The 25,549-nt window shown below is 37.2% G+C and carries 28 protein-coding genes, 1 pseudogene and 1 other annotated feature; all 29 genes and pseudogenes read right to left on the bottom strand.

The genetic code is table 11. From position 1 onward, the window contains the following. Nucleotides 1-73 precede the first annotated feature (73 nt). Nucleotides 74-571 (bottom strand): antirestriction protein ArdA, encoded by a 498-nt coding sequence (locus tag QM959_RS03190; RefSeq protein ID WP_000342539.1) that lies wholly within the window; start codon nt 569-571, stop codon nt 74-76. Nucleotides 572-687: 116 nt separating this feature from the next. After that, nucleotides 688-909 carry a hypothetical protein gene (locus QM959_RS03185; RefSeq protein ID WP_001009056.1) on the bottom strand — a complete coding sequence of 74 codons (222 nt, stop codon included), beginning with the start codon at nt 907-909 and terminating at the stop codon, nt 688-690. Nucleotides 910-951: 42 nt separating this feature from the next. Then, the gene (mobT, locus tag QM959_RS03180; protein WP_000398284.1) at nt 952-2,157 is read right to left on the bottom strand and encodes a MobT family relaxase; all 1,206 of its coding nucleotides are present in this window, start codon (nt 2,155-2,157) and stop codon (nt 952-954) included. A gap of 22 nt (nt 2,158-2,179) precedes the next feature. Continuing rightward, on the bottom strand, nt 2,180-2,332 hold the full coding sequence (locus QM959_RS03175) for a hypothetical protein (protein ID WP_000879507.1): 153 nt from the start codon (nt 2,330-2,332) through the stop codon (nt 2,180-2,182). A gap of 2 nt (nt 2,333-2,334) precedes the next feature. Beyond that, nucleotides 2,335-3,720 carry an FtsK/SpoIIIE domain-containing protein gene (locus tag QM959_RS03170; protein WP_000813488.1) on the bottom strand — a complete coding sequence of 462 codons (1,386 nt, stop codon included), beginning with the start codon at nt 3,718-3,720 and terminating at the stop codon, nt 2,335-2,337. 28 nt (nt 3,721-3,748) lie between these two features. Next, on the bottom strand, nt 3,749-4,135 hold the full coding sequence (locus QM959_RS03165; protein WP_000985015.1) for a YdcP family protein: 387 nt from the start codon (nt 4,133-4,135) through the stop codon (nt 3,749-3,751). A 15-nt stretch (nt 4,136-4,150) separates the two neighbouring features. Beyond that, nucleotides 4,151-4,465 carry a YdcP family protein gene (locus QM959_RS03160; RefSeq protein ID WP_000420682.1) on the bottom strand — a complete coding sequence of 105 codons (315 nt, stop codon included), beginning with the start codon at nt 4,463-4,465 and terminating at the stop codon, nt 4,151-4,153. A gap of 566 nt (nt 4,466-5,031) precedes the next feature. Next, the gene (locus tag QM959_RS03155) at nt 5,032-7,845 is read right to left on the bottom strand and encodes a phage tail tip lysozyme (protein ID WP_414371416.1); all 2,814 of its coding nucleotides are present in this window, start codon (nt 7,843-7,845) and stop codon (nt 5,032-5,034) included. 11 nt (nt 7,846-7,856) lie between these two features. After that, nucleotides 7,857-10,214, bottom strand: a complete 2,358-nt coding sequence (locus QM959_RS03150; RefSeq protein ID WP_061746201.1) for a VirB4-like conjugal transfer ATPase, CD1110 family — start codon at nt 10,212-10,214, stop codon at nt 7,857-7,859. Beyond that, nucleotides 10,165-10,524, bottom strand: a complete 360-nt coding sequence (locus QM959_RS03145; protein WP_050078386.1) for a PrgI family protein — start codon at nt 10,522-10,524, stop codon at nt 10,165-10,167. The genes QM959_RS03150 and QM959_RS03145 overlap by 50 nt, the downstream gene beginning before the upstream one ends. A gap of 53 nt (nt 10,525-10,577) precedes the next feature. Next, nucleotides 10,578-11,432, bottom strand: a complete 855-nt coding sequence (locus tag QM959_RS03140; RefSeq protein WP_001054259.1) for a conjugal transfer protein TrbL — start codon at nt 11,430-11,432, stop codon at nt 10,578-10,580. A gap of 16 nt (nt 11,433-11,448) precedes the next feature. Next, a complete protein-coding gene (locus QM959_RS03135; RefSeq protein ID WP_000627865.1) occupies nt 11,449-11,691 on the bottom strand; it encodes a hypothetical protein in 243 nt (80 codons plus the stop codon). A 20-nt stretch (nt 11,692-11,711) separates the two neighbouring features. After that, nucleotides 11,712-13,589, bottom strand: coding sequence for a VirD4-like conjugal transfer protein, CD1115 family (locus QM959_RS03130; RefSeq protein WP_414371515.1), 1,878 nt, complete (start codon nt 13,587-13,589; stop codon nt 11,712-11,714). Further along, nucleotides 13,589-14,077 (bottom strand): hypothetical protein, encoded by a 489-nt coding sequence (locus QM959_RS03125; RefSeq protein WP_000093676.1) that lies wholly within the window; start codon nt 14,075-14,077, stop codon nt 13,589-13,591. The genes QM959_RS03130 and QM959_RS03125 overlap by 1 nt, the downstream gene beginning before the upstream one ends. Further along, nucleotides 14,067-14,366: a hypothetical protein gene (locus tag QM959_RS03120; RefSeq protein WP_000869764.1), complete on the bottom strand. Its 300-nt coding sequence runs from the start codon at nt 14,364-14,366 to the stop codon at nt 14,067-14,069. The genes QM959_RS03125 and QM959_RS03120 overlap by 11 nt, the downstream gene beginning before the upstream one ends. A 593-nt stretch (nt 14,367-14,959) precedes the next feature. Next, complete coding sequence (locus tag QM959_RS03115; protein WP_000623394.1) at nt 14,960-15,592, bottom strand: putative bacteriocin export ABC transporter; 633 nt, start codon at nt 15,590-15,592, stop codon at nt 14,960-14,962. A gap of 1 nt (nt 15,593) precedes the next feature. Then, entirely contained in the window at nt 15,594-17,603 is a 2,010-nt protein-coding gene (locus tag QM959_RS03110; protein ID WP_414260499.1) for a DUF1430 domain-containing protein, read from the bottom strand. Between the two features lie 61 nt (nt 17,604-17,664). Then, nucleotides 17,665-17,961 (bottom strand): lactococcin 972 family bacteriocin, encoded by a 297-nt coding sequence (locus QM959_RS03105; protein ID WP_080981310.1) that lies wholly within the window; start codon nt 17,959-17,961, stop codon nt 17,665-17,667. Between the two features lie 253 nt (nt 17,962-18,214). Further along, nucleotides 18,215-18,710, bottom strand: a pseudogene (locus QM959_RS03100) (type IV toxin-antitoxin system AbiEi family antitoxin domain-containing protein). A 353-nt stretch (nt 18,711-19,063) separates the two neighbouring features. After that, nucleotides 19,064-19,699, bottom strand: coding sequence for a hypothetical protein (locus QM959_RS03095; protein ID WP_002917292.1), 636 nt, complete (start codon nt 19,697-19,699; stop codon nt 19,064-19,066). A 289-nt stretch (nt 19,700-19,988) separates the two neighbouring features. Beyond that, a complete protein-coding gene (locus QM959_RS03090) occupies nt 19,989-20,576 on the bottom strand; it encodes a CPBP family intramembrane glutamic endopeptidase (protein WP_414260496.1) in 588 nt (195 codons plus the stop codon). A gap of 2 nt (nt 20,577-20,578) precedes the next feature. After that, the gene (locus tag QM959_RS03085) at nt 20,579-20,812 is read right to left on the bottom strand and encodes a hypothetical protein (RefSeq protein ID WP_000840776.1); all 234 of its coding nucleotides are present in this window, start codon (nt 20,810-20,812) and stop codon (nt 20,579-20,581) included. Nucleotides 20,813-20,824: 12 nt separating this feature from the next. Continuing rightward, on the bottom strand, nt 20,825-21,205 hold the full coding sequence (locus QM959_RS03080) for an arsenate reductase (RefSeq protein ID WP_037612739.1): 381 nt from the start codon (nt 21,203-21,205) through the stop codon (nt 20,825-20,827). Then, entirely contained in the window at nt 21,198-21,647 is a 450-nt protein-coding gene (locus QM959_RS03075) for a hypothetical protein (RefSeq protein WP_037612741.1), read from the bottom strand. The genes QM959_RS03080 and QM959_RS03075 overlap by 8 nt, the downstream gene beginning before the upstream one ends. Next, entirely contained in the window at nt 21,631-22,989 is a 1,359-nt protein-coding gene (gene dcm / locus QM959_RS03070) for a DNA (cytosine-5-)-methyltransferase (protein WP_414371410.1), read from the bottom strand. Before dcm ends, QM959_RS03075 begins: the two co-directional genes overlap by 17 nt. 99 nt (nt 22,990-23,088) lie before the next feature. Further along, on the bottom strand, nt 23,089-23,868 hold the full coding sequence (locus QM959_RS03065) for a replication initiator protein A (protein ID WP_037612744.1): 780 nt from the start codon (nt 23,866-23,868) through the stop codon (nt 23,089-23,091). Next, entirely contained in the window at nt 23,865-24,038 is a 174-nt protein-coding gene (locus QM959_RS03060; RefSeq protein WP_024057854.1) for a hypothetical protein, read from the bottom strand. The genes QM959_RS03065 and QM959_RS03060 overlap by 4 nt, the downstream gene beginning before the upstream one ends. Nucleotides 24,039-24,239: 201 nt before the next feature. Then, the gene (rplL, locus tag QM959_RS03055; RefSeq protein ID WP_001196968.1) at nt 24,240-24,605 is read right to left on the bottom strand and encodes a 50S ribosomal protein L7/L12; all 366 of its coding nucleotides are present in this window, start codon (nt 24,603-24,605) and stop codon (nt 24,240-24,242) included. A 74-nt stretch (nt 24,606-24,679) separates the two neighbouring features. Further along, complete coding sequence (gene rplJ, locus QM959_RS03050; protein WP_004259693.1) at nt 24,680-25,180, bottom strand: 50S ribosomal protein L10; 501 nt, start codon at nt 25,178-25,180, stop codon at nt 24,680-24,682. 38 nt (nt 25,181-25,218) lie between these two features. Continuing rightward, nucleotides 25,219-25,354: a sequence feature (ribosomal protein L10 leader region), on the bottom strand. Nucleotides 25,355-25,549 lie beyond the last annotated feature (195 nt).

Below are 25,549 nucleotides of genomic sequence, written 5' to 3'. Positions count from 1 at the left end.
ATAAAAAATAGGGGTAGCTGATTGAGCCACCCCGTAAAATAGAAAATCTGCCAGTAGTAATGTACCGACAGATTTAATAGACGATTTCAAAAATCCCATGATTGGTTGAGATAAACGTTCCTGAAAGGTCTAAATCCCGACCATAGGCTTGATAATCAATATAGTTTTGAAGACTAGCTGGTACTTCGCCTAAAGCACCCGTTTCTTCAATGTAGTAGCGTGCCACGTCATACATATCATCACAATCGGAATGAATGATAATATCCTCTTGATGTTCGCTTAGTTCTTCAATGCTTGAAAAATGAGTGAGCAGAGCAGATAGCTCCGATTGTAATTCTTCGGGTAATTCCGATACCATTTCCCATAGTCGATTGAGTTCGCCAATGGAAGTGTATTCGTCAACCGTAAAGGGTAACTCGTAGTCATGAATGGCGTATTCCTCATATTCATCATTCAAGCCGATTTTCTCTTTGACTTCCTCAAAGTCAATGGGAAAGGTAAACCACGCACCGACCAATTCGCCCTCATTGTATTTGCCTAAATTCGCAATATAGACTTGCATATCGTCCATATATTCACGTCCTTTCTTTGTAGAGATTCAAAAATCCCTACCGCACTTCGTTTGGTGTACCATTCCTTTGCGGAACATAAGAAAACCACTTATATTCCACAAAAGAACGGTTTTATTTAAGCACCAATAATGCGATTGAATAGCTCTAGTAAAATGTCTTTTACTCCAGCAGCGTTGAAGACTAAGCCAACCGCAATAATCGCAATAATTAAAAAGCCAATCAGTTTGCTAAACTCACGCTTGAAGCCAAGATACAAGCCAATCACAACGATTGCTAAAAGCACCAGTGATTGAGCGTTTGATAGAAACCAGTTATAAAGGTTTTGTCCAAAATTCATAAAAATGTTCTCCTCTCTATATTCAATGAATTTGTATTTGAGTTATTTTTTTGTTGTTATCACGTCCTGTTCTTTTACTGACTGTTGCTTCAAAATCTGCTTGTGTCGGTCTGTCAGTTTCGCATGGTCGAGAATGTCTTTTACAACCTGCGTCTGGTTGATTTCATCAAGTTTAATCGCAACCTTTAAGGTCGGGGCAACTTGATGAGATAGCCAGTTCAGCGTCCTTTGGAAGGAGTAAGGCTCTGGTTTTGTGGTTAGTTTTAATCGTTCACGATTGTTCCCAATAAACCAAGCCCATTCTTCATTCAGTTTCCAATCAGAACGAGGTTTGGAATCGTCTTTATCTACAAAACGGATATACCGATTGATAATTTTAAAGGCGGTATGCTCTGGATTGTCATAGACGAGTAAATCACGGACTGCATAATAGGCACGCTCATTTTTCAATCGAATCTCAAAACGGTTTTTTACTTCTGCGTCTTCAATGGGAATATCATTTTTCTTGTACTGCTCGTAGTCCTTTTCATAGATACAGAAATAAACTTCACTTTGTAATGAACCGATATAGAGGGTGTTTCCCATACATTCCTTTTCCTCTTTGCGTACCAGTTCGCCACTGCGATAGCTTTTAAAACTGCGGAAGACGGAGATACATTCTTCCTGTTGGCACTTTTCAGTGAGTACAGGGATATTCAAAATCCCTGTCTTATCGTTAATGGCAAGGTCAAGGCGTTTCATCACACCGCCAGCCACCAAAACGTCCATAAAGAACTCATACCAGCTTCTTTGTTGTGCCAGAAGATAGCTTTCAAATTGTCTGCACCCACGACCTTTCAATTCCACCAGAACTCCTTTGTCCAGTTCATGGGAGCAAAGGACGAATATGTCGCCTAAAGCATAATGCTCTGAATAAGAATAGAAACCATAGTCCTCATGAAGAAAATAGGACAGTTTCAGTTGTAAGATGTTTTCGACCACCTGCTGTACGTCTGTTGTCGGAAAGCGAATCCTTACATAATCAAACAGCATTTCAAGGGGAGCGTCGGGATTGAAGCGTTCCAGAGCTTCCCAAAGGGACTGCTGTAAATCCTCTGATGGCTTGACTTTTCCTGTTTCAATATCGCTTAGATACTGCCTTGTAATACCAGTCGCAACAGCTAAACGGTTTTGAGATAGTCCATAAGCCAAGCGTTTTTCTTTTAAATGCTGTAACCAAGTTTGTTCATTCAGTAAAAATCCCTCCAATCAAAAAGGCGTATGTCAACTTTTAAAGCCCATTTGACATACGCTGAAATTTTGTAAATCCCTTGTAACCAAAGGATTTTCTAATGTTTTTTTGACTGTTTCCTGTCGATTTGTACCCCCCTGTTAGATACGGGGGGTTAAGTGCTGGCGTGGCTATTGCCACACCAGCCAGCAAGATCAGTCCACACCTGCGACTTCCGCTTCGCACGTCGCCTGCGTGGACTGTCTGCTGTTGGATAACTTTTTAATTTCCTCCAAGAAATCATATCCTTTTGGTACAAGGGGAGTATAAAACTCTGATATGACACTTGTTCCTACATCAACATAGCCACGACCTTTGATTCGCTTTAAGAAGAAATCCTTTTGTACGTCACTGCCAAACATCATGCCATAGCCCATTTCAGACATACGACCTAAAGCCACTCTGAAATTAAACTGATCACGGATTCCGTCGCCTAAATATTTTGCGTCTGGACGTTGACAAGCCAGTATTAGAAAGAAGCCAGCTTGACGACCTAACATGACAATCTGTTTCAGCTTATTCATAACTGCGGTGTTTTCTTTTGTTCCCAGCATTTCCATGAAAGCGACGTATTCATCAAAGATTAAGAAGTGTGCCGGGAGACCTAAGTAAGCATAATTTTTGCCAGTCTTATAGTTCTTCATCTGCTTCATTTCCTCACTACGTTTCATCATTTCTTCATAGAATGTTTCAATGCAAGAAAGCAAGTCTTCTTTTCTATAGTAGACATTTGCCATCACAGAACCTAAGTCCGCAAGGTCAGCATTTTTCGGGTCAAGAATATACAGTTTTGAATCTGTATGAAGCAAGGCTTCAATCAGTGTCAGTATAAAGTAAGTTTTACCGCCACCTGTACCACCAGCAATCAACATATGAGGGAGCTTATCATATTCCCACCATACGTTTTTCATTAAGCGAAGTTTACCATCTTTAGCTTCTACTTCATCAATAGAAATACGACTGGCTATGGTGTCATAGAGCAAAGTATATTCCACATAGGAATCCTTTAACTCTTTATCCGTCAGCTCACAGTACAAGCCACTCTCTAATTTCTTTTCCAAGTGTAAGAGTTGGTCTTGATATTTTCCCAGCGTGATTTCCACCCGTATCTGTATCAAGCCATTTTTAAGTCGATAATACATTTTAGGGAAGTAGGTTATCTTTTCCTTTGTACGACCAGCACTATCTTTAAAGAAACCCTCTGTTTTGACCTGTTCAGATTCATACCACTTGTTTTCAAGTATCATCTTTGCCAGTTTTTGACGGTGGTAAAGTTGTTTAACCGTATCATAGCGAACCCGTTTGAATACAAACGCTACCAGCAAGCAGATAAGAATTGCGACACTGAAACTGATAATTAAATAGGGAATGTCAATCTTATCTGCTTGTGATAGGTTAAAATCCTGCCAGTTGATCTGCTGGATTGTCTTCACATGAAACAGTCCGACAACCAGCAGGAAAACAGGCAGGAGTGACGCTATCGTAAAATGAAAGACTAAATCTTTACCAGATGGGCGAATCCTTTTACCACGCTGTTTCATGCGAAAAAGTCTCCTTTCTACCTAGCGACTATTTGTCTTGTGTCGGTTCTTTCTTTGCTTGTGGTTGAGCTTTGAATGAACTAGAATCCTTTGTCAGCACAATATCGTCTGCCTTGATATACCAGTCAACATCTGCTCCTTGATAGGTGGCAGTAGCAACGGTGTCCGCAATGGGATTGATAAGTTCCACCCGTGCGTTATAATCAAACTCTTTCAAAGGCACGCTGGCAGGAATACTTACTTGAATCATGCGTCCTTGTCCTTTGGATTTTAAGTCATAGGTACGTTCCTTGATTTCATCTGAAACCGACCCGTCTTCATTTTGGATTCTCACTTCACGACGTAGAGCAGAGAATTTCAATTCTCCAAAAGTCGTGTCTTTATCTAATACAATGCCATTTGCTAATCTCATCATTTTTCCTCTCTTTCTTTATTCTTTTATCATGTCGTCAGCATGTAAAAGGTAATTTGTAAAACCACGAGTGCCGATTTTGTAGCCCTCTGCGGTAATACGTGGATTGACTAACTTCACACGTTCCTCAAAGCCGAAATGTTTTTCGCCAGCTTCAGCAGGAAGCACCACCACAATATCATCTGCTCTTTGAACATCAGAATAGAGATTATAGCTTCTTGATAAGACAGTTAGCCGTCCGTTGATTCTTCGCTGAACGACTTTATCCTCGCCAGCAAATTCTAAATTGCCGAATGTTTTTTCCATGTTGGGAATCACAAATTTAAGTTCCATATTTTTACCTATCCTTTCTTTTTTATTGGCTGAATGAATGTTTGATGGTCTTAAAGAGTGGGGAACGACCTTTTGATTCTTGATTTTTTGTTTTCATAAGTTCACTTCCTTTCAAAATCGGGTAAAAAAATAGACACCTCATTTTTTGAAGTGTCTACCTATTAAATATTCAAATTTTATTGGAAGTATCTTTATATCTTCACTTTTCAAGGATAAATCGTCGTATCAAAGCTCATTCATAAGTAGTAAATTAGTAGTAAATTGAGTGGTTTTGACCTTGATAAAGTGTGATAAGTCCAGTTTTTATGCGGATAACTAGATTTTTATGCTATTTTTCAAAGAAAAAAGATGACTTACTGAACCTGTAAGCCACCTAATCAGTCGGTTTATTCTGGTGTCTGCCACCGCTTGGCCCGTACGTCCAAGATTGCTATCGGATTTTGTTCTGGTGTCCGCCACCGCTTGGCCCTTATGTCCAAGATTACTATCAGATTGACCATGAGCCGACCACTCATTTATAGACATATTGTATCTTTAAATAGCTACAATTTCAAGTGTAAACTCTTCTATTTGGTCGTATAAGCAAAACTGATGGCACTATCTGCTTGAGAGATTTTTCTAAAGGTATAGTTAGGGTTGCCCCCATAGTTGGTTTCAGACACAAGGAAAGAACCATCATCATAGACCTTCTCTACAAAAGCCACATGACCATAGCTGGCTGGTGTACCATGTGTACCTCCTACAAAAGAAACAATAGCACCTGCTCTTGGTGTAGAGCCCGTTTCCCCACCAAGACTTGAAGCTGTCGCAACCCAGTCCTGACCATTTCCCATGGTATTAATGATTGAAATCTTCTCTCCGTTTCTACCTTTTAGCTTTAATCCTAACTGGTTCATACGAGCTGCAACACCCCATGTACATTGTCCATAGGCATAGGCCATACCATCTCCACCACCAGGAACAGAATGATCATACAAGTCCCCACGAACCCCTTCAAGGGATTGCGGGTCACTTTTTGCCTGTCCTCCATTTGTTTGGCTGAAGCCTTTTTCAATTTGGTAATACCATTCCGTTGCTCTGGTTTGTCTTTCCAGTAGTTTGTCACCAGAATTTCCTTCCCAATAGGTCAGAAAGAGTTGGGCGAGATTGGCTGCACTGCCCGTATTTCCAAAGAAATCCTTTAACCAACTTTGATAGTAAAGACTATCCCCATGAAGCATAAAATCAAGTTGGAGGTCTAAATCATACCACTTCTTATTTTTGATATGTGCATAATTCAATAAAGCTGTATGCCGTGTTGACCCATCTGCGGTATCTGTCCATTGCCCTAAACCTAGACCTCTATGAAGAATATTAGGATAAGCACCACTATAAATGGCTGGACCTCCAATCGCTAACCAGCTTTCATCATCCCATGAGGAATCGGTAGCGCCAACAGGAGGAGATAAATAATCTCCTTCAGCTCGTTTAGGATTAATAGAAGACTCTACCGACCAATTTCCTAAAATTGCCGCAATGGCTTGGGGACTTGCCCCTTGAGATTTCAAAAACTCATAAATATGTTTTGCTCGTTCAAACTCATCCCCACCAAACTGACCAATGGCTGGTAAGATAGTGGTCTGAAGTTGAATGACTTTTGGAAAATAAAATTGCGGATGGACATACACCAATTTTTCTTTCTTGTTTTTATACTTTTGATAGGAAACTTTCAAACCTGTATCGTCTGGTGTTTCACCAATAATATCACCCGTTAGGACTCTTGTCCCCTCAATCGCACGGCCATTATGAATAGAATACAAGGTCAATCGACTCTCATTCTCTCCTTTTCCGTTAGTGAGAATAACATCATCTCCGTCTAGAGATACAACACCATCCATTGGTGCGACAATTGTTTGGTGAGCCTTCGCTTCTAGTAGAATATACTCCTGAAGAGTAGGTTTTCCGTCTAAATCATAGTATCCATAACGATAAGTCATGGTTAGACTATCTTCGTTGCTTTTCCCCTCAAATGGATTGTCCAATTCCTGCATGGAAGCATAGACACCCTCTTCTTTTAGTTCCTTTATTTCCTCTTGATCGTCTCTCGATAGTTTATACTTAGGAGTTTCATAGAGGTCTTGCATGGATTTCAAATCATCCCCATCGTTTAAATCATGCCACAAAGTAGACAGATAATCCTTGTAAGATTCTGAACTAAATAAGTGAACTGGTTTGTGTAACTCATAGTCATGGAATTTAAAGTTCATATACCCCATCACATCATCAACTTTTGTGTAATAAGTAATTCCTTTGTCATTTGTGCGAGTATGTTCTGCATCTTCCCAAGTTAGGTGGGTATAAGCTTTTGTTAATTCAAATTCATCTTGTTGAATCAAACTAGCAGATGAAAATCCTAAAAAGAAGCTCATCATAAGTAAAAGAAGAAAGACTATTCCTCCAACTATCCAGGTTACAGGATTTCCAGCCACAAATGTAAAGAAGGAAAAGGCTGCTTTTAATTTTTGATAGATATTTCGGACACTTAAAAGACCTTGTTTCTTTAATTTTCGATACCGATTTTTAAAGGAACTTGGATTATCTTTAGTTAGTTTCCATCCTTTTCCATCCTTAAAATGATGGTATCGCTCTTTTGTGTTGGTCAGTCTTTTCTTGGTAAAACGACCTGTTGCTTGTCCTGTTTTGACACTAGCTTTTCCAAGATTATAAGAAAGCCGACTGTAGCGTTTCCCTTTTCTAATGGTCTCATGAAGTGTGCGATAACTTTCTAAATCTTCATTTTCTGAAGCTAACTCTCCACCTTCACGTCCAAGGACATAAAGAAAGGTTTTGGCTTTCCTACTGATTTTTTTGAACTTATAGGCTTGCTTAGTAGATTTTAGATTCTCTTTTGCGGCTTTGACTTCTTTCTTAGCTTTTAATTCTTCTAGATTCTTCCCTTGAAGGAAAAAATTGGATTTTACTTTCGTTTCCTGACCGTAGAAAAATTTTTGATTGGTTTTTCTTTCTTTACGACTCTCTTTTCTTTCTTCTTTTGCTTCAACCTTAGCTTCCTTAAATTGTTTCTTGGCTATTTTCAATCGTTTCCTAGCATGAGGCAATCGTCTATCTCTTAATTCTTTCCGATTCAAAAGTGATGGAGGACTATTTTGAAGAATATGATTGTAGTCTTCATTTGCTTGTTTTACTCTAGCCTTTGAAGCTTCTCTCATATTCTCCAGCTTTTGCTTTATCTCATTTTTCCATGCTTTTTCATCCAGTACAGCGGAATCTTTTTTCTGTTTTCTCACCTCCTTCTTTCCTTGTTTTAAGAATTTCTTCTCATCTTTTAGACTTCTTCTAAATGCCTTTCGGGCACGTATGATTTCTCTCTTATCCTTCATTTACCTTCCCCTTAATTAGAAGCCATTTTATCAGGATCTGTACTCATGATATCAAACAATTGTGTACCTTGGGGAATCTTATTTTTAAAGGGAACGACAACTGAACCAGCTTTTATTAGTCCTGCCCCTTTTTCTGGATTGACTAGGTATTTTTCGAGTTCTTTTGACAAGCCTAAGAGTTGAACTAGTTCTTCTCGGTCATTTTTTGCTTGCTTGAGGAGAATCATAAATTCACTATTGGCAATAATCCGTCTACCATTTGGATCTAACAATAAGGTTTCGACATTTTGGGTTATCCCAGTCGGACTGGCTCCATATTTTCTGACACGACTCCACAATTTAAAGAAGAAATCACTGGCATATTTATCTAATAAAAGAAGCTGCATTTCATCAAAATAAATCCAAGTCTTCTTCCCTAATTTTTGGTTCCGAACGACACGATTCCATATCTGATCAAAAACAACCATAAGAGCGATTTGTTTCAGCTCATCTCCTAACTTTTTAACGTTATAGATTAAGAAGTTAGATCCTGTCTGAATATTGGTCTTATGAGAAAAAATATCAAGAGAACCTTCAACATACAGTTCCATATCAAGTGCCAAATTCTGCGCTTCTTCTTCTGGTTGTTGGCTCAAGACAAAGACCCATTCTTCCAAAGAAGGCTCTTTAAATGACTGATAGGTGAGTCTGGTGACTCGGTCTATAATCGATTTTTCTCTCCCATCCATTTTTCTATCCAATAACTTGCCAATAAAAGATAAAAGAAATTCTGATTTTACCTTTACAGGATCCTCATCCATATTTTCCTCAGACAAGTCAAGGACATTGAGATAAGTTTGGGAATCGGGCGCAATATCAATCATTTCTCCCCCAAAAGCTCGTCCAATGACACTGTATTCTGCTTCTGGATCCACGATGATAATTTCAGTATTTTCACCAGATTCCTTGATTTTGGTCGTGATAATTTCATGCTTAGTTGCCATCCCTTTCCCAGCTCCAGATGTTCCTAAAATCAGACCAGACGGTGTATTTAATAGGCTGCGATCAATGGTAATAATATTGCTTGAGATTTGATTGATACCATAATATTTCCCACTACGGTCTTGTAAGTCTACTGAAGTCCAAGGTGAGTTCACTGCTATATTGGACGTTAATAAACTCCGTGATACTCCCTCTAAAAAATCACAACCAAATGGCAGCAAACTATTAAAGGCTGCTTCTTGCATATATGGAAGTTTATCAATCATTAGGTCATTTGAGCCGGCCACTTGTTGGATAGTGTCTAGGGCTTGTTTGAGTTCTTCTTCATCCTGACCAAAGACCCCAATCAAGAAGACCGTTTGAAATAGTTTATCTCCTGTCTCGGTCATGGTTTTTAAGAGTTCCTCAGCTTCATCGATATTGCTTTCTAATACATGACCTACTTTTTCCAAATAGATACCTGTACGAGCTAGTTTTTGTTGTTCCCCAATCTTTTGGGATTCCATTAAGGTTTTCTTTGTTCGTAGTTTCTTCATGGCATCTGCCTTGGTCGAACTTTGAGCATGAAGGCTTACAATCAATTCCAGATCTCCTTGCATGAGGTCTCGGATAAACTGATCCCCTAATTCCATACCGTAGTCTCTCACATAGACAATCTGTAATAAGCGGTCATTGATTTGTAGGTAATTCTTATTTTTAAAATCCAAGAGATTAGGTGCTATGAAGTGACGAGTTGTCTGACCAGATCTCGTTAAATCACGGTAAGAAAAAGGAAGATGATGTTCTCCTCTAAGCATATCTGCCAACAAGTTCACCCGTTCTTCTCCAGCCAAGGATTCAAATCGAGCATCAATTTCTGAGAAACCACTCTTGAAATATTCTCCAATTTGAGACAAGGAACGATAGGCTTGTTTGGGATTAGAATCCTTTCTACCAAAGCTAATCAGTTTCACAGCTGAAAAGTTATTTTCCCCACTGTCTAAATTTTGATTCATCATCCGATTCAATTCTTTACGATAGCTATCGTACCCATCTTCTTTTTCCTCATACAAAACACTCTGTCTAAACTTTTCTAAATTCAATCTTTTATTAAAGATGGTCAATTGGAAGTTGGTTTGGTCATCTAAAGAGTTAATCAAATCAGAATACTTCTCAATGATTGCGCCCTTATCTTCTAAACCAACGGTCTGGTAATTGACATCACCAAGTAAATAGCTTTGTGAAAAATAATCTTCTTTTACCTGCATCAGACCATTTTGATACAAGGCTTGATAGGAAAGAGTATTAGCCGTTGATGGTAACACTTCCTCTTTTTTATCTTTAACTTCTTCCTTTTTATTAGTCGTTGAAGTTTTTTGTTTCTTTAATGTATTTGATTTTCTTTTCATGTTCAAGTCCTTTCTTTCCTGAAATTGTGCGTAGGGGTATCGTTAGTTCAAAATGAAGACGGTATTTCAAATAATGTTCAAAATATAAATCATTGGGTTTATAGACTCCAAAAAGCATGAGGGGGATGGTAAAGGCAAACACAAAACCGTAAACAAACCAATCTCCAAATTGCCAGAAAAAGAGATTCAAGCCCAAAACAATAATTGTGACAATAAAGGCTGGTAAAACAAAGATGATTTGTCTTGTGGTGAAACCTAACCAAGCCCTGTGTTGGTATTTTGAGATGTCTTTAAAGACACGTGTATTCATGACTTTCCTTTCTAAAAAGGCTAAGAAGCAATCACTTCCTAGCCTTTATCTAATTACATACCTAAAATTGAGCGAGCCGTACGTTGAGAACCAACGAGGGCAATAATCAGTAAGATAGCTTGTACCAAACTACCAAACATAATCGCAAGTGATTGCAAGACTCCTGCACCATTTGAAACAGCTATTTTCCCAGCAGATTCAAACAAAGGAACAAGAGAAACAATCAGAAAAATGAGAACCCCTTGTACCGCATAAACCATAATATTTTTTAAATAACCAATACCAATAGACTTCCATTCATCACTTAAAAATGTTGGAATCGTAAGAGGGGCAAATGGAATCATAAGGTAGAGTTGAATAAATCGAATAGATACCAAAAGATTAACCATGGCTGCACTTACTATCCGAACAAGCCAAATGAGGAGGGCGAAAAAGCCCACAATCATCCGGCCAATAAATCCTGAACCTTTTAATCCAGAGAGTGTATCATACTTTGCCCCACCGTGAGCCACAATCGAGGCCACTTGTTCAATGGCGTGACTCGCAATCCCGATGATAGCTTCTACAATAACGGTAGTATTGGTAATTACAACTGCGACCATAATATAACTAATCAACATCGGCGCTAATGCTTCAAAGGTCATCGCTCCACCTGAGTTAGCAATTTTCTTTGCCATCTTCGAAAATTCTAAGATGAGAACTACTGATAAAATCGCAACTCCAAGAGGCTGCATGACACTTTTAGTAATACTAGACATATAAGTCCAAACGGTTGGATTGTAGCTAGATAATGATTTAATCAGATCTACCGTAGATTGTAAATCCACATTAAATCCTTCAAATAAATTTTCAGCTGATATTTTTTCAGATGCAAGGTAAACAAAGGGTGAGACTAAACTAAGATTCATGTCATTGTTTATCCTCCTAAATTGAAATCTGGGTTACAAAGGCTCCAGCAGCCCCGACCATAACACCACCGACAATTTCAAGAATGGCATTCCGAACACCTGGTCCACCATCTTTAATGTTGGTTGCAAGGTTGACAATCCCCACAACAACGAGAAAGGCACCAACCGCAATCAATCCCTTCTGTAACAAAGACATAGCTTGTGCAAACATAGCACTTGCGTCTACTCCATAAACAAAACCTTTAAAATGCGTAATCATCTATTTCCTCTTTTCTATTTTTATTTTAAACTAGATTCAAAAGTTAAATCACGAATTCTAAGGCCTTCAAGATGATTTTCTTGTCTTTGATTCAAAGGATTGATTTGATAGTTCCACCACCGTTCATCGGTTTCTTGATTGGCTAGGTACTTCCAGTTTGGATGCTTAGTGGAATTGTATTTTTTGCTTTTAAAGACAGGCATATTGGCAATTCGAACCAAGCATTCATGCCGTTTCATATTTCCGACTTCGTCAGGTGTCATTAAATCACGAGCAATCTTTTGATGAGAAAGGGATCCTGAACCTGTCTGGCCAAAGGAACGACTAGTATTTCGAACATCAATGGTTTGTTTACCGAGTAAGCCACTCATAAATTTAAAGGTATCTTCATCATTACCACCTAAGTAGACTAAGCTATCACAGTTCCCCAAAATGGTCTTCCAAGCTTCTTTTTCTTTATAGAGCCCTTGAAGTTGGGCAATATTTTGTAGAATAGGAACGAGACTCATATTCCGAGAACGGACTGTTGAGGTTTGTTCAGCAAAATCTGGGATTTCTCCGATATTTGCGAATTCATCTAAGTAGACTCTCACATGAAGAGGTAATTGCCCCTTAAAATCAATATCTGCTTGTCTTGTTAGAGTTTGAAATACTGTTGAAAAAAAGAGGGCTGAAAGAAAGCGAAAGGTACTATCGTTATCTGGGATAACTAAGTAAACCATTGATTTTTCCTTGCCCCATGTCTTCATATCAAGAGTATCTCTTTTGGTCAAATCCATGACACTCTGAATATTGAAGAGGGCAAATTTAGCAGTGGTTACAGCTATAACAGAATCCAGAGTCTTATCCTTATAATTTTGAAAATCTGCCCAATTTCGCATGGTAAAATTTTCAGTCCCATACTTTTTAGCATAATTTTCAAATAGAATTTCTAAGACACTTTTTTCTTGGTTTTCACCCTTGGATAAGTGTTTAATGAGTTTTGAGATTTCAGCAAAACTTGGATAACGCCCTCGTTTTTTTCGCTCCTCCACTTCTTTTTTTTGACGTTTCAACAAGTTTTTGTATTCTGTTTGACTCAAACGACTCTCTTCTATGAGCTGTTCTCTTGTTTTGGGTGGATTATAGAAATCGACCAAGTAGGAGGCTAAAGCTCGGACCAAAGTCATAGAAGCTTCATCCCAAAATGGATCACTACGAGAGCCAGAGCCTTTGGTGTTATTGAAATAAACCGTCAGCATGCGATTCAAATCATTTTCTGTCTCTATATAGCGAAAAGGATTGAAGCCATCTGAGTTCTTCATATTGACTAAATCTAACACCTTTACTTGGTAGCCATGTTCTAAAAAGAGTTTTCCTGTTTTCTCGGCCAAGTGATCTTTAGGATCCACTACAATATTAGAACTATTCATCTGAATTAGATTGGGTTTCACAAAGCGAAATGTCTTCCCACTTCCTGAACCTCCGATCACTGCAATATTCTTATTTCTATCATATTGGAGTGGTTTTTTATCTAATAATGTCAAACGAACATCTTGTGCTAAGATCGTATCATGTAAAAATTCCTTACCGTAAAAGAGCTTCTTTTCTTTTAGAGTTCCAAAACGGGCGCTCCCGTATTCTACCCCTTCTCGGTATTGTTTTTTACCAGTCTCTAGATAGAGATAAACCAGCAACATCATCACAAAGCCTAGTAGAAAAAAAGCACTTGATTTTCCAGTAAAGGAAACATTCCATGGCGACTGAAGAACTTCATCTTGACCTTCCATCAGAAGATGAATCCATTTATCTAATGTATTTCCAGTATAGGAATCATACAAAAGCGTCAAACGATGAAAAAGATAGCCTAGTAAGATACCTAACAGTGAGAATAGTAGGAATTTCTTTCCACTGTACATCATCTCACCATCTCTTTCTGTTTGACGGCACCTTCTTGTCTAAAGGTAATTTGGGATTTAGCCTCATCAATTGCATCGTCTAATGACTTATCCATGATAAAATCAGCTAATTTCTCCGGATCATTAACCATTTTTTCTAACAGATGGTCTAAATGATTGTCTAGAATCGAACGGTCTTTCGTGTAGAAATGCAGAGAATCCCCTTGCCAAGCGATGGCTAAAGGAATCTCTTCTTTTTCTAAAAAAGCTTTAAATTTCTCTATATCAATTGGTTTGTCTAAAAAATCTTTTTTCAGATTAATCGTATCAATCGAATAGGGAGATTGTAGCAATTCTTCTAATTTCTGCACCCCTATCTTATAGGCGGAATCTTGTGCTAAAGCCTGACGTCTAGACCATTCTAGAATCTTTAAAAGACTTTTTACAGTAAATAAAAGACTACGCTCAGCATATTGAACTGCCATTCGTTCCTGTTGTTCAGAGGACATCTGATGCCTCCTTCTTAACAAATAGCAGCTTTCCTTCTTTATAACGATAAGCTATCAATTTCTGACGTTGCTTAATCGACTTGACAACCTGCAGTAGATCTCTCGAATAAGGTTCTCGAAGAGTAACTTCTACTGCTTTCCCATCAAAGATACCAACACGTTTAAATTCAATGTAGTCTCTTTTGAGATGTCCTAAGCCCATACCAAAAGGAAAGTGATGAATCAATTGGATGGTACAACCACCTTTATTTCCCATTTGTTTCAAATCATACAAGTTTACTACCTTCATGATTAACTCCTTTATCTAGTTTGTCGCATCGTTTAAGTCTGGTAACGATAAACTCCGTGTCTGTTAGAAAATTCTCACACACGTCTTGTGCCAGTCGCCCTTCACAGGGAAATACTCTCAGTCCCTACTTACACAGGCACGCTAATCAAGACGGAGTGGATTCAATTTTCAAAGAACAGGTAGCTTTATTATAGATAAGAGTAGTTGAAATTTTTATCACATTTTTGGGGTTGTTGGAATAATAAGGTAAGTGCTAATTTCTAGCTCCTCTCACAACACCGTACGTACCTTATATGTTTTATGAACAGTAGCTATCATTTACATTTTCAAACTACCATTCTATCAAACTAAAAGTCAAAATAGACGCTTCTACTTCGAGAGATACTCATTTAATAGTTCAGCAATTCGCTCTACTTCCGTTACAGAAATTTCATCACTATGACTTCTAATGATTTGTTATTAATTCACTTTGAGGGGCTTGCTCATGAAACCAAACAGTGTAAGTCGTAGAAGAAAAAAGCAGTTCAATTGAACTGCTTTTACGGATTCAGATAAAATAACTTTAAAATATAGAAGATATCTATTGACTGTAACTATAATTGATTTAAATTTATAACTTCATCTGCTTGATTCCAAATATCGGGATTATGGGTTGCAATAATGATTATACGCTCTTGATTCTTTAACATTAAGAGCAAGTCCATCACCTCTTGTGAGGTTTCTGGATCCAGTGCTGCAGTTAGTTCATCTGCCAAAATTAAAGGTGGATCTTTTAAAATAACTTTAGCTAATGCGACACGTTGCGCCTCTCCCCCAGATAATTCAAAAATCTTTTGATCCAGAGCAAGGTAAGCCAATCCTACTTTTTTGAGCACTTCTTCTTCTTGCTGCTTCTTCTCTTTTTTCGTTAATTTTTGCCCAATCAATCCCAAATCTAAATTTGTAGCGATAGTCTCATTTTCAAGTAGGCCAAAGTTTTGAAAGAGATAGCCTAATTCATGCTTAAAGAAGTGATGCTGTTTGATTTGTTTCAATTCTTGCCCTTGATAGCTGATACTTCCCTTTTCATAAGGCTCTAACTTTGCCAAGATATTAAGCAAGGTTGTTTTACCACACCCGCTATTTCCGATCAGAGCATAGACCTTACCTTCTGTAAATTGCAAGCTCAAATCTTGAAAGACCGTTCGTTGGCCAAATGATTTGGTTAAATGTTCTATGCTAATCATATTAGGCTCCTTTCAGTACAGTGGCTAACAAGTGGTCTTCTTTATGAGACCGGTACAGGAGAATAAACCAAGCATTAGTAATAAATAGCAAGAGAGTGACAAGAGCAATCCACCATTCTTGAGTGAGAAGGAATGTCAGGAAGCTTCCTAATAGTAAGAGGATACTTTCTGAGAGCAAAATCATTTGGTGAATCTTTACAAATCCCAGACCTGCAATCTTCTTCAAGAAGATTGGTCTTCTAAACTCTTCAAAATAGAGGAAATTCATGGTGTTAAAGAGTAGTATGGAAGTAGCTATTGCAAAGATTCCTCCTGCAATGGTAATGAGATTCTCTAATTGAATGGATTGGATCATCTGCTGGTATACAGACGCCGCATAGTCATATTGACTAACATTTTTTTCAAGCCCATTCTCAACTACTAGTTTCTTGCTTTTTTCCAGACCATCAAAGTAAAGATAAGAATTAAGATGAGAGAAATAAGGATTATCGTAGCCACCAAAGCTTCTAGGTAGAACAACAACCAAAATCGGGTCTGTCAAGAATTGCTGATAGATCATCGGTGTATTATTATAGATAAATCGTTTTTGGTTGTTAGGAAGATAGGTCACCCGTGCTTTCATAGGCAACTGACTCTTTCCTTGTTCATCACTAGGAGTCAGATAATCTTCATAGCGTTTTTTCAACTCCTCTTCTTGCCCTTTCAACTTTTCAGGAAGCAAGAGTCCAAATTCTCCAGCTTGCAAGTGATTCAAGCGCTCTTTTTCCTCAGGGGAAACTAAGATCCTTTGGATATCAAGGTAATTTGGTGTTACATACAGGGTGTTGGCAAGAGGATCGTAATCTGTGATCGAAAGCTCTCTCCCTGTTCTAGGATCGTTCATGAAGCCTTTTGAATTAAATGCGGCAAGCTGATGATGGACCAAAAGTCCACCTTTTTCAATGCCAGACTCGATCAGTTTAGACCATTTAGCTATTTGTTCAATTTGCATTTCTTTGTTTGTCGTTTGTAAAACATTTTCCCGATTCAAACTAATTTGTATCCAATTTGTCTCTTTAGACCAAGCCAAACTTCCCTCTTGATAAGTCTGCCAGATAGAGCCATAGATGCTGACACGATGAATTGAGAGACCAATGACAGTGATTGCAAGAAATTGACATGTAAAGAGAAAAAACAAGACTCTTTTTAATGGAATTTTCCCCTTTAAAAGGCTAACCAAGTGTACTGTCTGAATACTGAATGCAAAGAAAAAGGATAGGAAAGCAGATAAAATAAATAAAAGTGTATTGTAAATAATACTAGCTGAAATGATGAGAGAATAGGCAAAAGGAGTCAATTGTAAATAATAAATCAGAATAGCTCCTAGGACACTTCCACCAATACACCCTAAAAACAATTCTTTACCGTCTTCCATGAGAGAATGTCCAAAGAGCTGGTATCGTCTTATTCCAGAAATGTAACGAATCCCTGCACTTCTCATTTCAAGTGTTTTTTGAATAATGGTCAATGCAGCAAAGCTGATGATAAAAATAACCAAGGCTAGAGATTGGGAACCCGAACTAAAAAATACCATAAAATTTTGCAGGGGATTGGGCTTATTCATGAAACTTTTTGAAAAACCAAGATCGTGGAGTTTTTGATCCAATTTTTCAAGGGTTAAATTCCCAGATAGTATATAGTAATTGGTAAGCAAACTTCCCTTTGCAACGAATTCTTTCTCTTCTTTTTTGATGCCATTAGGAAGTGCTCCTTCTCCGTAGATATCATACGAAAACTTGACTTGCCCTTTAGAATCCGTTTTTTGAATCTGACGAGCAATCAAACTATTGTTTTCCTTTGCTAACTGATCTAAGCTAGATGAAAGCTCTTCATAAACAACTTCCCTTTCTTGTTGAAGAATCCCTATTACAGGTAGGCTTCGATGGATGACCGTATTAGGTGAAATAAAGGCAATCCAAAGCAGAAAGATTAGAATAAAAAGGTTCGAGAAATGTATAAATAAACGTTTCATAATTCTACTCTTTCTAGTTTATCCTAGAGAGATTTCTTCTCTCTAGGATAAACCTTAGCAATTAAAATCCATAATTAAAGTATGCAGTTTCACCAAAACTTGTATTTATGAACGATCTTGATGTGTAATGAGCAGAAGCATAACCTACATTAGCTCTGCTGTCACTTGCTCGAGTCACACTTGACCAATGCCATCGATAGTCGTGGAAATAATTTGAGAATGCTCCCCAATTGCCTGGATTATGATAACCTCCGTAACTCCAGTTACCACCAGATACCCAATCAGCAAATACAGGACACGCTAAGCTACAACTAATAATTACAGTTAAGACAGAAAGGATAATTTTACTCGTTTTCATGACTGTTCACCTTCCATAATTAGAATTAAAAGCTTTATTTAACAATAAAATTATGAATTGCTCAAAATATAGTTTCCGTTTTTTCTCCTTTCCAGAGCAACCCTTTTCGCCTGTATTATAACACTTACAACATATAATCTCAACTAATTATATAATAGATTTTTGAATATTTAATAATCAAAAAAATATAGCTGTTTATTCATAAGCTATCAACCAAATTCTAAAACTATTAAAGTTTTTGTATTAAAAAACATTAAGATAGCACCTCCGTATAAGATTGTAACTTATCAGTTACTTTAAATAGCTGGGCATAGACATTCAACCAAAACTCGTTCAACTTCATAAACTTTAATAAATCGACCAGGAAGGCGCTCTATTTCAATAATTCCTTCACTATAGTGAGAGCGTAAAATAATAGGACATATATCTGCTTCCTTAATGTTTTTGGTATTCGTACCATAAGGAAAACTCATCGTCATGTTAAAAGGGATAGTCAAAGATAAACTATGTAACCAAAGTGCTGTCTCCAAAGAAAAGATTCCCTTTGGAAATCGATACTGAAGGACAAACCACTCATCTAAATAAATATCAGGTAAGCGATATAACCCTTTTTCTTCAGCATCGATTTTTCCTTCTGCAAGCATTTTCAATAAGGTTTTGTAGTGTAAATTTTCATCTATTACTTGTTTAAAAGTTAAAAAACCATACTGATTGAAAGAGTTCATCAGTTTTTCTCTTTTATCAACCATTTCATTCTCCTTTCTTAGAAATAAAATGCTAACATCTTATATATCTGTTAGCATTTTATTTCTTTAAAATCAATTCATTTAGTTTTTTATTTCAAACTGAATCTATAAGTAAGCTAGACCACCTATTATAAAGAAGAAGTAAGCCATGGACTAATAGTTTCCACTCCAAATGAAGCCCTAGAAACATTTCTAGTAAAAACATACAAACAGCAAGATAAAATGCTTGTCAAAGAAACTCTGATATCTAATTTTCTGATTAACTTTCATAAAATTTCTCGATACAGAAATTCTTCGACAATACTCACATTTGTTAAGAAAAGAATAGTGATGTAATCATGATTTCAATTTTTAAATCATGATGGCCATTTCACCTTTCTTGCCTTAACTGGCTTAAATCTAATCTTATTAATGAGTCTAAGCTCTATTTCTCTACAATCTGTAACGGAGGTATCATTGATTTTAAGGCTTCTTGGAAAGTATTGATTACCTTGTTCACGTGATAGTTCTACTGTATAACTAATACCATTACTTAATTTAAAGACTACAAAATAAATATTATCTCTTCTAAATCGGCTACCAACTCTTCTATTCAAAATGCCATCAGTTGTATAGAATTTACACTCCATTACATGTAACATTTGATAAAGCAACAAGGTTCCAACTATTTTGAATTTATTTTCGTTGAACCAACCATTATCAGCTTTATTCAGGCTTTCCAATGTCCAATCATCTTTTAATCCTTCAAAAATACTCCCTGCATTATTAGTTGGTAAATTAACATGATGTTCTCTAGATAATCCTAATAGATGAGGAATAGAGGAGTTTGGGACTGATAGAATAATTTCAGGACAGTTCTCCATATTTGTCTGATAAATATATTTGTACTGAGAAACATTTTTCTCAATAGTATTGGCCAAGCAATTCATCTTAATATTGAGAATATCAATCTCTCCATCAAAAGTCTTTAGCCATTCCAAAGTATAAGTCATTTGAATTTTCTCCTAAAAAAGAGAAGGAAGCTCCTGCTTCCTTCTCTCCCACGTATTGAGTTTCACCTCACGCTAGATATGCCCTATCTATTCCTCAAGGGTAGGCAGTCCTGCTATTCTTTTTCTCAACAAACAGTCTGAACTGAGAGCGGAGCCCACAGGCGGGTGCAGACCATATCCACTAGCCCACAAGTAATTATATCATTTAATTATCTTCATTATACGCAATTAGTCCATATTTGTCAACAATTACATTCATTATGAATATCTAAAAATCAGGGCACCTATTTTAAAAAAGCAGCAAACTATAAACTAGTAGGTTCCACACCAAATGTAGCCCCATACTGCCCCATAAATCAGATTTATAGCGTACCATTCCTAAAAACATTCCCAATGAAACATACAAACACCAAGCTAGAATGGTTCCTGGATGATGAGCTAAGGCGAACAAAACACTTGTCAAGGCAATTCTGATGTCTAATTTTCTGACCATGTTCCATAAAATTTCTCGATACAGAAATTCTTCAACCATACTCGCATTGATTAAGAACAATAAAAATGAAAACCAAGGAACTTGATATTGAAGCCCAATTAAGTTTGCTTGATTCGTGGTTCCTTGAGCATGAATCAGACTAAAACATAGACTTATAATCATTAGGCTAGCTAATCCAATACCAAGCCATTTCATCCTAGATTTCATATCGATCTTATTCGCTTGTTTACGTTGACCATACATCCATAAAAAAGAAATGAGTGACGAACCATAGAGAATCTGTAGTATAGTTAACTCACCGATACAAAGAAATTTCAGTAAGTATAGAGATACCAATAGGACATTTACTTGTTGGAATATATAAACTGGAATTATTCTTTTCATAGTTACCTCCGAAATAAATCTTCATAATCTAAATCTAATACCTGCACAATCCTTTCTACCCATGGACTTTGAGGCATTCGTTGTTCCATCTTATAGTGGCGAATCTTTTGATACAAACGATTCAATTCACTTGGATAGTGAAACTCTCCCGCAAACATTTTTCTGGTTAACTCAATCCAGCTGATATTTCTTTCAGCCAAAATAATGGACAAGTTCTCCCAAAATCGTTCAGCCATATTGCTTCTCCTTTAGTTAGATAAATAATGTGTTTGTACCATATAAATCAATTGTTTCGTATCTCTTGGCAATAAAGCTCTAGCCTCTTCCAAATTCAGATTCGGATAAACCCGCTTATTTGAAACCGCAAGAGGAAGTCTGATGGTTAGTTCAGGATTTTTTAAAATCATCTCAACGAAATCCGTTAATCTTAGATTGTCACGGTTCTTAAATCGTAATAAATTAGGAGATAAAAACTCAAAACAATCTGAAGAATAGCTCATCATTTCAATTAATTTGTCCTTTGTCATTTCAGAAATAGAATGAGGAGTGACCTCTATGCCATAGTTTTGAAAGAAGTCTAAAAGAAGTTGATTTCTATGGTTATTTTTACTTAGATAGAGATCAATCATGGGAGACCTCCCAAAGATTCGGTTCCATTTGATATTCTGAGACGATTAAGGAATCTAATAAATTGGAGAAGTTAATTGATTTCTTGTCTTCATCATAAGCTTTTACAGTTACTTGGGTTGTAAGTATTCCCTCTTTTCCCTCGGCTCGATAGCCTTGCCCATATAAAACAAAAACAAGATTATGATTATCATCTACAAAGGCGTCAGCTCCGTTCTTTATATCCTGACTTTCAAGGAATTCCATAATGTTTTGAAGATAGGATTCATAAAATAGTGGGTAATTGTGTTTTTTATGGTAAAAATCTAAAAATGTCACTTCAAGCTCACATGGATAATTGGGCATCAAAAATATTTGTTCATCCAACTGCATCATTTCTGCATCATGTAATTCTGTTTCTAATTCATCACAATATAGTATTGACTCTTTATTTAACGCTTTCATCTTTTTCCTCTATTTCTTTTAATTTCTTTGCGATTGCAGCAATCACAGGAACGGTTACACTATTACCAGCTTGTTTATAAAGCTGACTATTACTAGAGACTTTTCTAGCAGCTTCAAAAGCCCAATCAGGAAAACCCTGCAAGCGAAAACACTCTTTAGGAGTGATTCGTCGTATCCTCAGACGGTAAAATTGTCCATCTATTAAGATACCGGCTACATGATAAACTTGTTTATCTTCTCCTTCATAGCTAGCCACTACTACTCCCATTTGTCCACTAGTTGTTAACGTATTAGCTATACCTTTGCCAACTCTACCACGACGATACTGAGAACTTGGTCTTTCCAAATTGATTGAATCTCCTATTTCTGCTTGAGCATATCCTTTTTTCGTTGCCTCTCGGACTTTTAGAAATTGGATTGGTTCTGGAATCAGTATTTTGGGGATTTTATCTCCTCCTTGCATCGTAGTCAGTGTTGGAGATAAGCCCTCACTTCCATAGACACGACCTGTCTCCTTAAAGCTAGTTGGTAAATCTCCAACAACGACAATACCATGGCGATCCCGAGTATTTAAAGTAAACATTGGCTCTTGATTATCCTTGAAACGTCTACCATTTTGTCTCTTGTCTAATCTATCTGGTGTCATACAGGGAATAGCAACCTTGAATCCTTCTCCTTTTCCACGAACTAAGGTTGGTGCAAGACCTTCTGAATAATAGACTTTACCGCTCATTCCACTTTTTGATGGATTCAAATTCCCTAGTTCTTTCAAAGTCTCAGAGTTAGTTGTTTGACCTTCTCGTCTGAAAGGAAATAAGAGTCTGGTACCTTTCTTTCTAGAATGTCCGATAATAAACACCCTCTCTCTGTTTTGGGGAACGCCAAAATCCTTACTGTTAAGCACCTGCCACTCAACATCAAACCCCAACTCATCAAGTGTGGTAAGGATTGTAGTGAACGTCCGTCCCTTATCGTGATTGAGTAGGCCTTTAACATTTTCAAGAAAAAGAAAACGTGGTTGGATTTGTTTGGCCGCCCGAGCAATTTCAAAGAACAAAGTTCCTCTAGTATCTTCAAATCCCAATCGTCTTCCTGCGATTGAAAATGCTTGACAAGGGAATCCCCCACAGATAATATCGACTTTCCCTCTAAGTTTTTTAAATTCGTCATCTGAAACATCTCGTATGTCATGAAATTCGATTTCTCCTTCCGTTTGAAAAATGGATTTATAAGATTCTCTAGCAAATTTATCAATCTCACAAAATCCAATACACTCGTGTCCGACACTTTCCATTCCAAGTCGAAAACCACCGATACCTGAAAATAAATCAATAAATCTCATTTCTTGATTACCCCTTTCTGATCGACTATCAATGTCCAAAGTGTCACACCACTTGAAATTAAAATGAGCATAACTAATATCCACTTGATTGGCGACATTTTAACCACCTCCTTTTCTAACACGGTTATTCCAAACAGAATACAAGCCGTTAAACACAAATTCAGCAAGTACTTCCGCACGTCTAACAAAGCGAACATTGTCAAGAGCATACTGATAGATTCTCTCAAAATCAGTCATAGCAATTTCACTGGCTGTTTCAGAAAAACCTTCTCGTCTAAATTGATCTTGTACCAATCCCCAAATATAATCTCGATCATATTTTGTGACCTTTTCTACTTTTCTTCTCAAGATAGGTTGAGTATTCCTTTCTTCCTCATCCTCAATAAATAAAGAATCAGTCTCACTATATTTAGTCTCACTAACTTCAGTCTCACTAGGGGCTGAATGTGAGACGGGGGTCGTTTCATTTTCAACCTGCCCTAGTCTTTTTTTAACACTAGGCCTGTTTGAATTACCTACTGGGGTAGAAGACAACTCCCCTAAATAAATCTTATTAGCTAGTCTTCCTTTCTCACTTGAAGACTGTTGAACTTCATCAATTAAGTCATATTCTTTAAGAATTTTTTTGATTGATAGTAATTTTGACTTCGAACAACCTAATAGCTTCATCAGTTTAGAATTAGAAAATACTAAATAAACTGCTCCTTCTTCATCTATCCAACCACGACTAAGAGATAATTCTAAACGATCTTTTAAAATAGAATAAGCCACCTTTACTTCTAATTTCATATCCATATATTTCTCATCCTCAAAAAGAATTTTAGGTAATTTATAATACCGTTCTGAAGTTTGGTATTGATTTGCGGTAATTCGTTTCATAGCTCTCCTCCAAGTTCTTTGAGTATTAAATCTCCACTCGATTCCAATCGAACCAAGCCACTTTTTTCCAATTCAGCCATAAGAGAGATGGCTTCAACAATATCAATTCCCATTTCACGTACTAAAAATGAAATGACAATATAGCGTGATGATTGTAATTCTTTTGTCATTTTCCCTCCTGAAAATAAAAAAAGGAGAACAATATTCAATTGTTCTCCACGATAAATTTGTTAAAAAGAAAAACCCTGCCAAATTAATTTTTGGTAGGGTTTTTGGTAGGAAACTAAATTAATTTATCAGTTTCTAAAATGTGTTCACGATTCTAAAAGGCTGATACTATAGTATTCCGATTTCTAATTGGTATATGCCTCTTATTTAAGAGTAACTGAAGCTCCAGCTTCTTCCAATTTAGCTTTGATTTCTTCAGCTTCTGCAGCTGCAACGCCTTCTTTGATGACACCTGGCGCACCATCAACAAGTTCTTTAGCTTCTTTAAGACCAAGACCTGTGATTTCACGTACAACTTTGATAACGCCGACTTTCTTGTCGCCTGCAGCTGTCAATTCAACGTCAAATGAATCTTTAGCAGCTTCTTCTGCACCACCAGCAGCAGCTACAGCTACAGGAGCAGCTGCAGTTACACCAAATTCTTCTTCGATAGCTTTTACAAGGTCGTTCAATTCAAGGATTGAAGCTTCTTTAATTTCAGCAATAATGTTTTCAATGTTCAATGCCATTGTTATTTCCTCCAAATATGTTTTTAAATTTATAATAGTTTTCTCGTAGCTAGGCTACGCTGCGTAGCTTAAGATTAAGCTGCGTCTTCTTTGTTGTCTGCAACCGCTTTGACTGCAAGAGCAACGTTGCGCACTGGCGCTTGAAGTACAGAAAGGAGCATAGAAAGAAGTCCTTCGCGGTTTGGAAGAGTTGCAAGTGCAAGAATCTCTTCTTTAGATGCGACAGCGCCTTCGATTGCACCACCTTTGATTTCAAGTGCTTCAGCGTTTTTAGAAAAGTCGTTCAAGATTTTCGCTGGTGCGATAACATCTTCGTTAGAAAATGCTACTGCAGATGGTCCAACAAATACTGATGCAAGTTCTTCAAGACCAGCTTTTTCAGCTGCACGACGCAAGATTGAGTTTTTAATCACTTTATACTCAACTTCGCTTCCACGAAGCTCACGACGAAGAACTGTATCTTGCTCAACTGTTAAACCACGAGCGTCTACAACGACGATAGATGCAGCAGCTTTCATTTTTTCAGCTACTACGTCAACTAGTTCCGCTTTTTTAGCAATAATTGCTTCACTCATTAGTGTGTTCACCTCCGTTATTATTTTGCTTGGGGAAATTTTTCAAAAGAAAAACGCGCCCAAACCTAGACACGAAAGTACAATACGCTTCTTTTTACATGATACGTTTTGTCCTCGGTAGGATACTTATGAGTCGAGCTCCCCTACTGTCTTAGGCAGTTTTTTCAAACCGTATATAAGTATAGCATAGTCAAAAAAAGAATGCAAGATTTTTGCAAACTTTTTTTTAACTTTTTTCGTGAGGTAACTTCTCAAAGTAACTTCCACTTGTCTGACCAAAGTGGAAGTTAGTCTAAAACGGATTTTTATGGTGGAATTAAGTATGAGACGTTTGAGTTAGAAATGAGGTCTACTATGACAAAACATAAA

The organism is Streptococcus mitis (genome assembly GCF_047459985.1).
Lineage (GTDB): Bacteria > Bacillota > Bacilli > Lactobacillales > Streptococcaceae > Streptococcus > Streptococcus mitis_DZ.
This window is presented reverse-complemented; position numbering and strand designations above follow the sequence as displayed.

What these genes read in the sequence shown, in the direction of transcription:
- QM959_RS03135 (WP_000627865.1), bottom strand. Translation starts at nt 11,691, where the DNA reads ATGATTACGCATTTTAAAGGTTTTGTTTATGGAGTAGACGCAAGTGCT.
- QM959_RS03120 (WP_000869764.1), bottom strand. Translation starts at nt 14,366, where the DNA reads ATGAAGGTAGTAAACTTGTATGATTTGAAACAAATGGGAAATAAAGGT.
- QM959_RS03160 (WP_000420682.1), bottom strand. Translation starts at nt 4,465, where the DNA reads ATGGAACTTAAATTTGTGATTCCCAACATGGAAAAAACATTCGGCAAT.
- QM959_RS03075 (WP_037612741.1), bottom strand. Translation starts at nt 21,647, where the DNA reads ATGAAAGCGTTAAATAAAGAGTCAATACTATATTGTGATGAATTAGAA.
- rplJ (WP_004259693.1), bottom strand. Translation starts at nt 25,180, where the DNA reads ATGAGTGAAGCAATTATTGCTAAAAAAGCGGAACTAGTTGACGTAGTA.
- QM959_RS03170 (WP_000813488.1), bottom strand. Translation starts at nt 3,720, where the DNA reads ATGAAACAGCGTGGTAAAAGGATTCGCCCATCTGGTAAAGATTTAGTC.
- QM959_RS03150 (WP_061746201.1), bottom strand. Translation starts at nt 10,214, where the DNA reads ATGAAAAGAAAATCAAATACATTAAAGAAACAAAAAACTTCAACGACT.
- QM959_RS03105 (WP_080981310.1), bottom strand. Translation starts at nt 17,961, where the DNA reads ATGAAAACGAGTAAAATTATCCTTTCTGTCTTAACTGTAATTATTAGT.
- QM959_RS03115 (WP_000623394.1), bottom strand. Translation starts at nt 15,592, where the DNA reads ATGATTAGCATAGAACATTTAACCAAATCATTTGGCCAACGAACGGTC.
- rplL (WP_001196968.1), bottom strand. Translation starts at nt 24,605, where the DNA reads ATGGCATTGAACATTGAAAACATTATTGCTGAAATTAAAGAAGCTTCA.
- QM959_RS03095 (WP_002917292.1), bottom strand. Translation starts at nt 19,699, where the DNA reads ATGACTTATACTTTGGAATGGCTAAAGACTTTTGATGGAGAGATTGAT.
- QM959_RS03145 (WP_050078386.1), bottom strand. Translation starts at nt 10,524, where the DNA reads ATGAATACACGTGTCTTTAAAGACATCTCAAAATACCAACACAGGGCT.
- QM959_RS03190 (WP_000342539.1), bottom strand. Translation starts at nt 571, where the DNA reads ATGGACGATATGCAAGTCTATATTGCGAATTTAGGCAAATACAATGAG.
- QM959_RS03140 (WP_001054259.1), bottom strand. Translation starts at nt 11,432, where the DNA reads ATGAATCTTAGTTTAGTCTCACCCTTTGTTTACCTTGCATCTGAAAAA.
- QM959_RS03085 (WP_000840776.1), bottom strand. Translation starts at nt 20,812, where the DNA reads ATGGCTGAACGATTTTGGGAGAACTTGTCCATTATTTTGGCTGAAAGA.
- QM959_RS03090 (WP_414260496.1), bottom strand. Translation starts at nt 20,576, where the DNA reads ATGAAAAGAATAATTCCAGTTTATATATTCCAACAAGTAAATGTCCTA.
- QM959_RS03165 (WP_000985015.1), bottom strand. Translation starts at nt 4,135, where the DNA reads ATGATGAGATTAGCAAATGGCATTGTATTAGATAAAGACACGACTTTT.
- QM959_RS03130 (WP_414371515.1), bottom strand. Translation starts at nt 13,589, where the DNA reads ATGTACAGTGGAAAGAAATTCCTACTATTCTCACTGTTAGGTATCTTA.
- QM959_RS03185 (WP_001009056.1), bottom strand. Translation starts at nt 909, where the DNA reads ATGAATTTTGGACAAAACCTTTATAACTGGTTTCTATCAAACGCTCAA.
- QM959_RS03080 (WP_037612739.1), bottom strand. Translation starts at nt 21,205, where the DNA reads ATGATTGATCTCTATCTAAGTAAAAATAACCATAGAAATCAACTTCTT.
- QM959_RS03060 (WP_024057854.1), bottom strand. Translation starts at nt 24,038, where the DNA reads ATGACAAAAGAATTACAATCATCACGCTATATTGTCATTTCATTTTTA.
- QM959_RS03065 (WP_037612744.1), bottom strand. Translation starts at nt 23,868, where the DNA reads ATGAAACGAATTACCGCAAATCAATACCAAACTTCAGAACGGTATTAT.
- QM959_RS03125 (WP_000093676.1), bottom strand. Translation starts at nt 14,077, where the DNA reads ATGTCCTCTGAACAACAGGAACGAATGGCAGTTCAATATGCTGAGCGT.
- QM959_RS03155 (WP_414371416.1), bottom strand. Translation starts at nt 7,845, where the DNA reads ATGAAGGATAAGAGAGAAATCATACGTGCCCGAAAGGCATTTAGAAGA.
- QM959_RS03110 (WP_414260499.1), bottom strand. Translation starts at nt 17,603, where the DNA reads ATGAAACGTTTATTTATACATTTCTCGAACCTTTTTATTCTAATCTTT.
- dcm (WP_414371410.1), bottom strand. Translation starts at nt 22,989, where the DNA reads ATGAGATTTATTGATTTATTTTCAGGTATCGGTGGTTTTCGACTTGGA.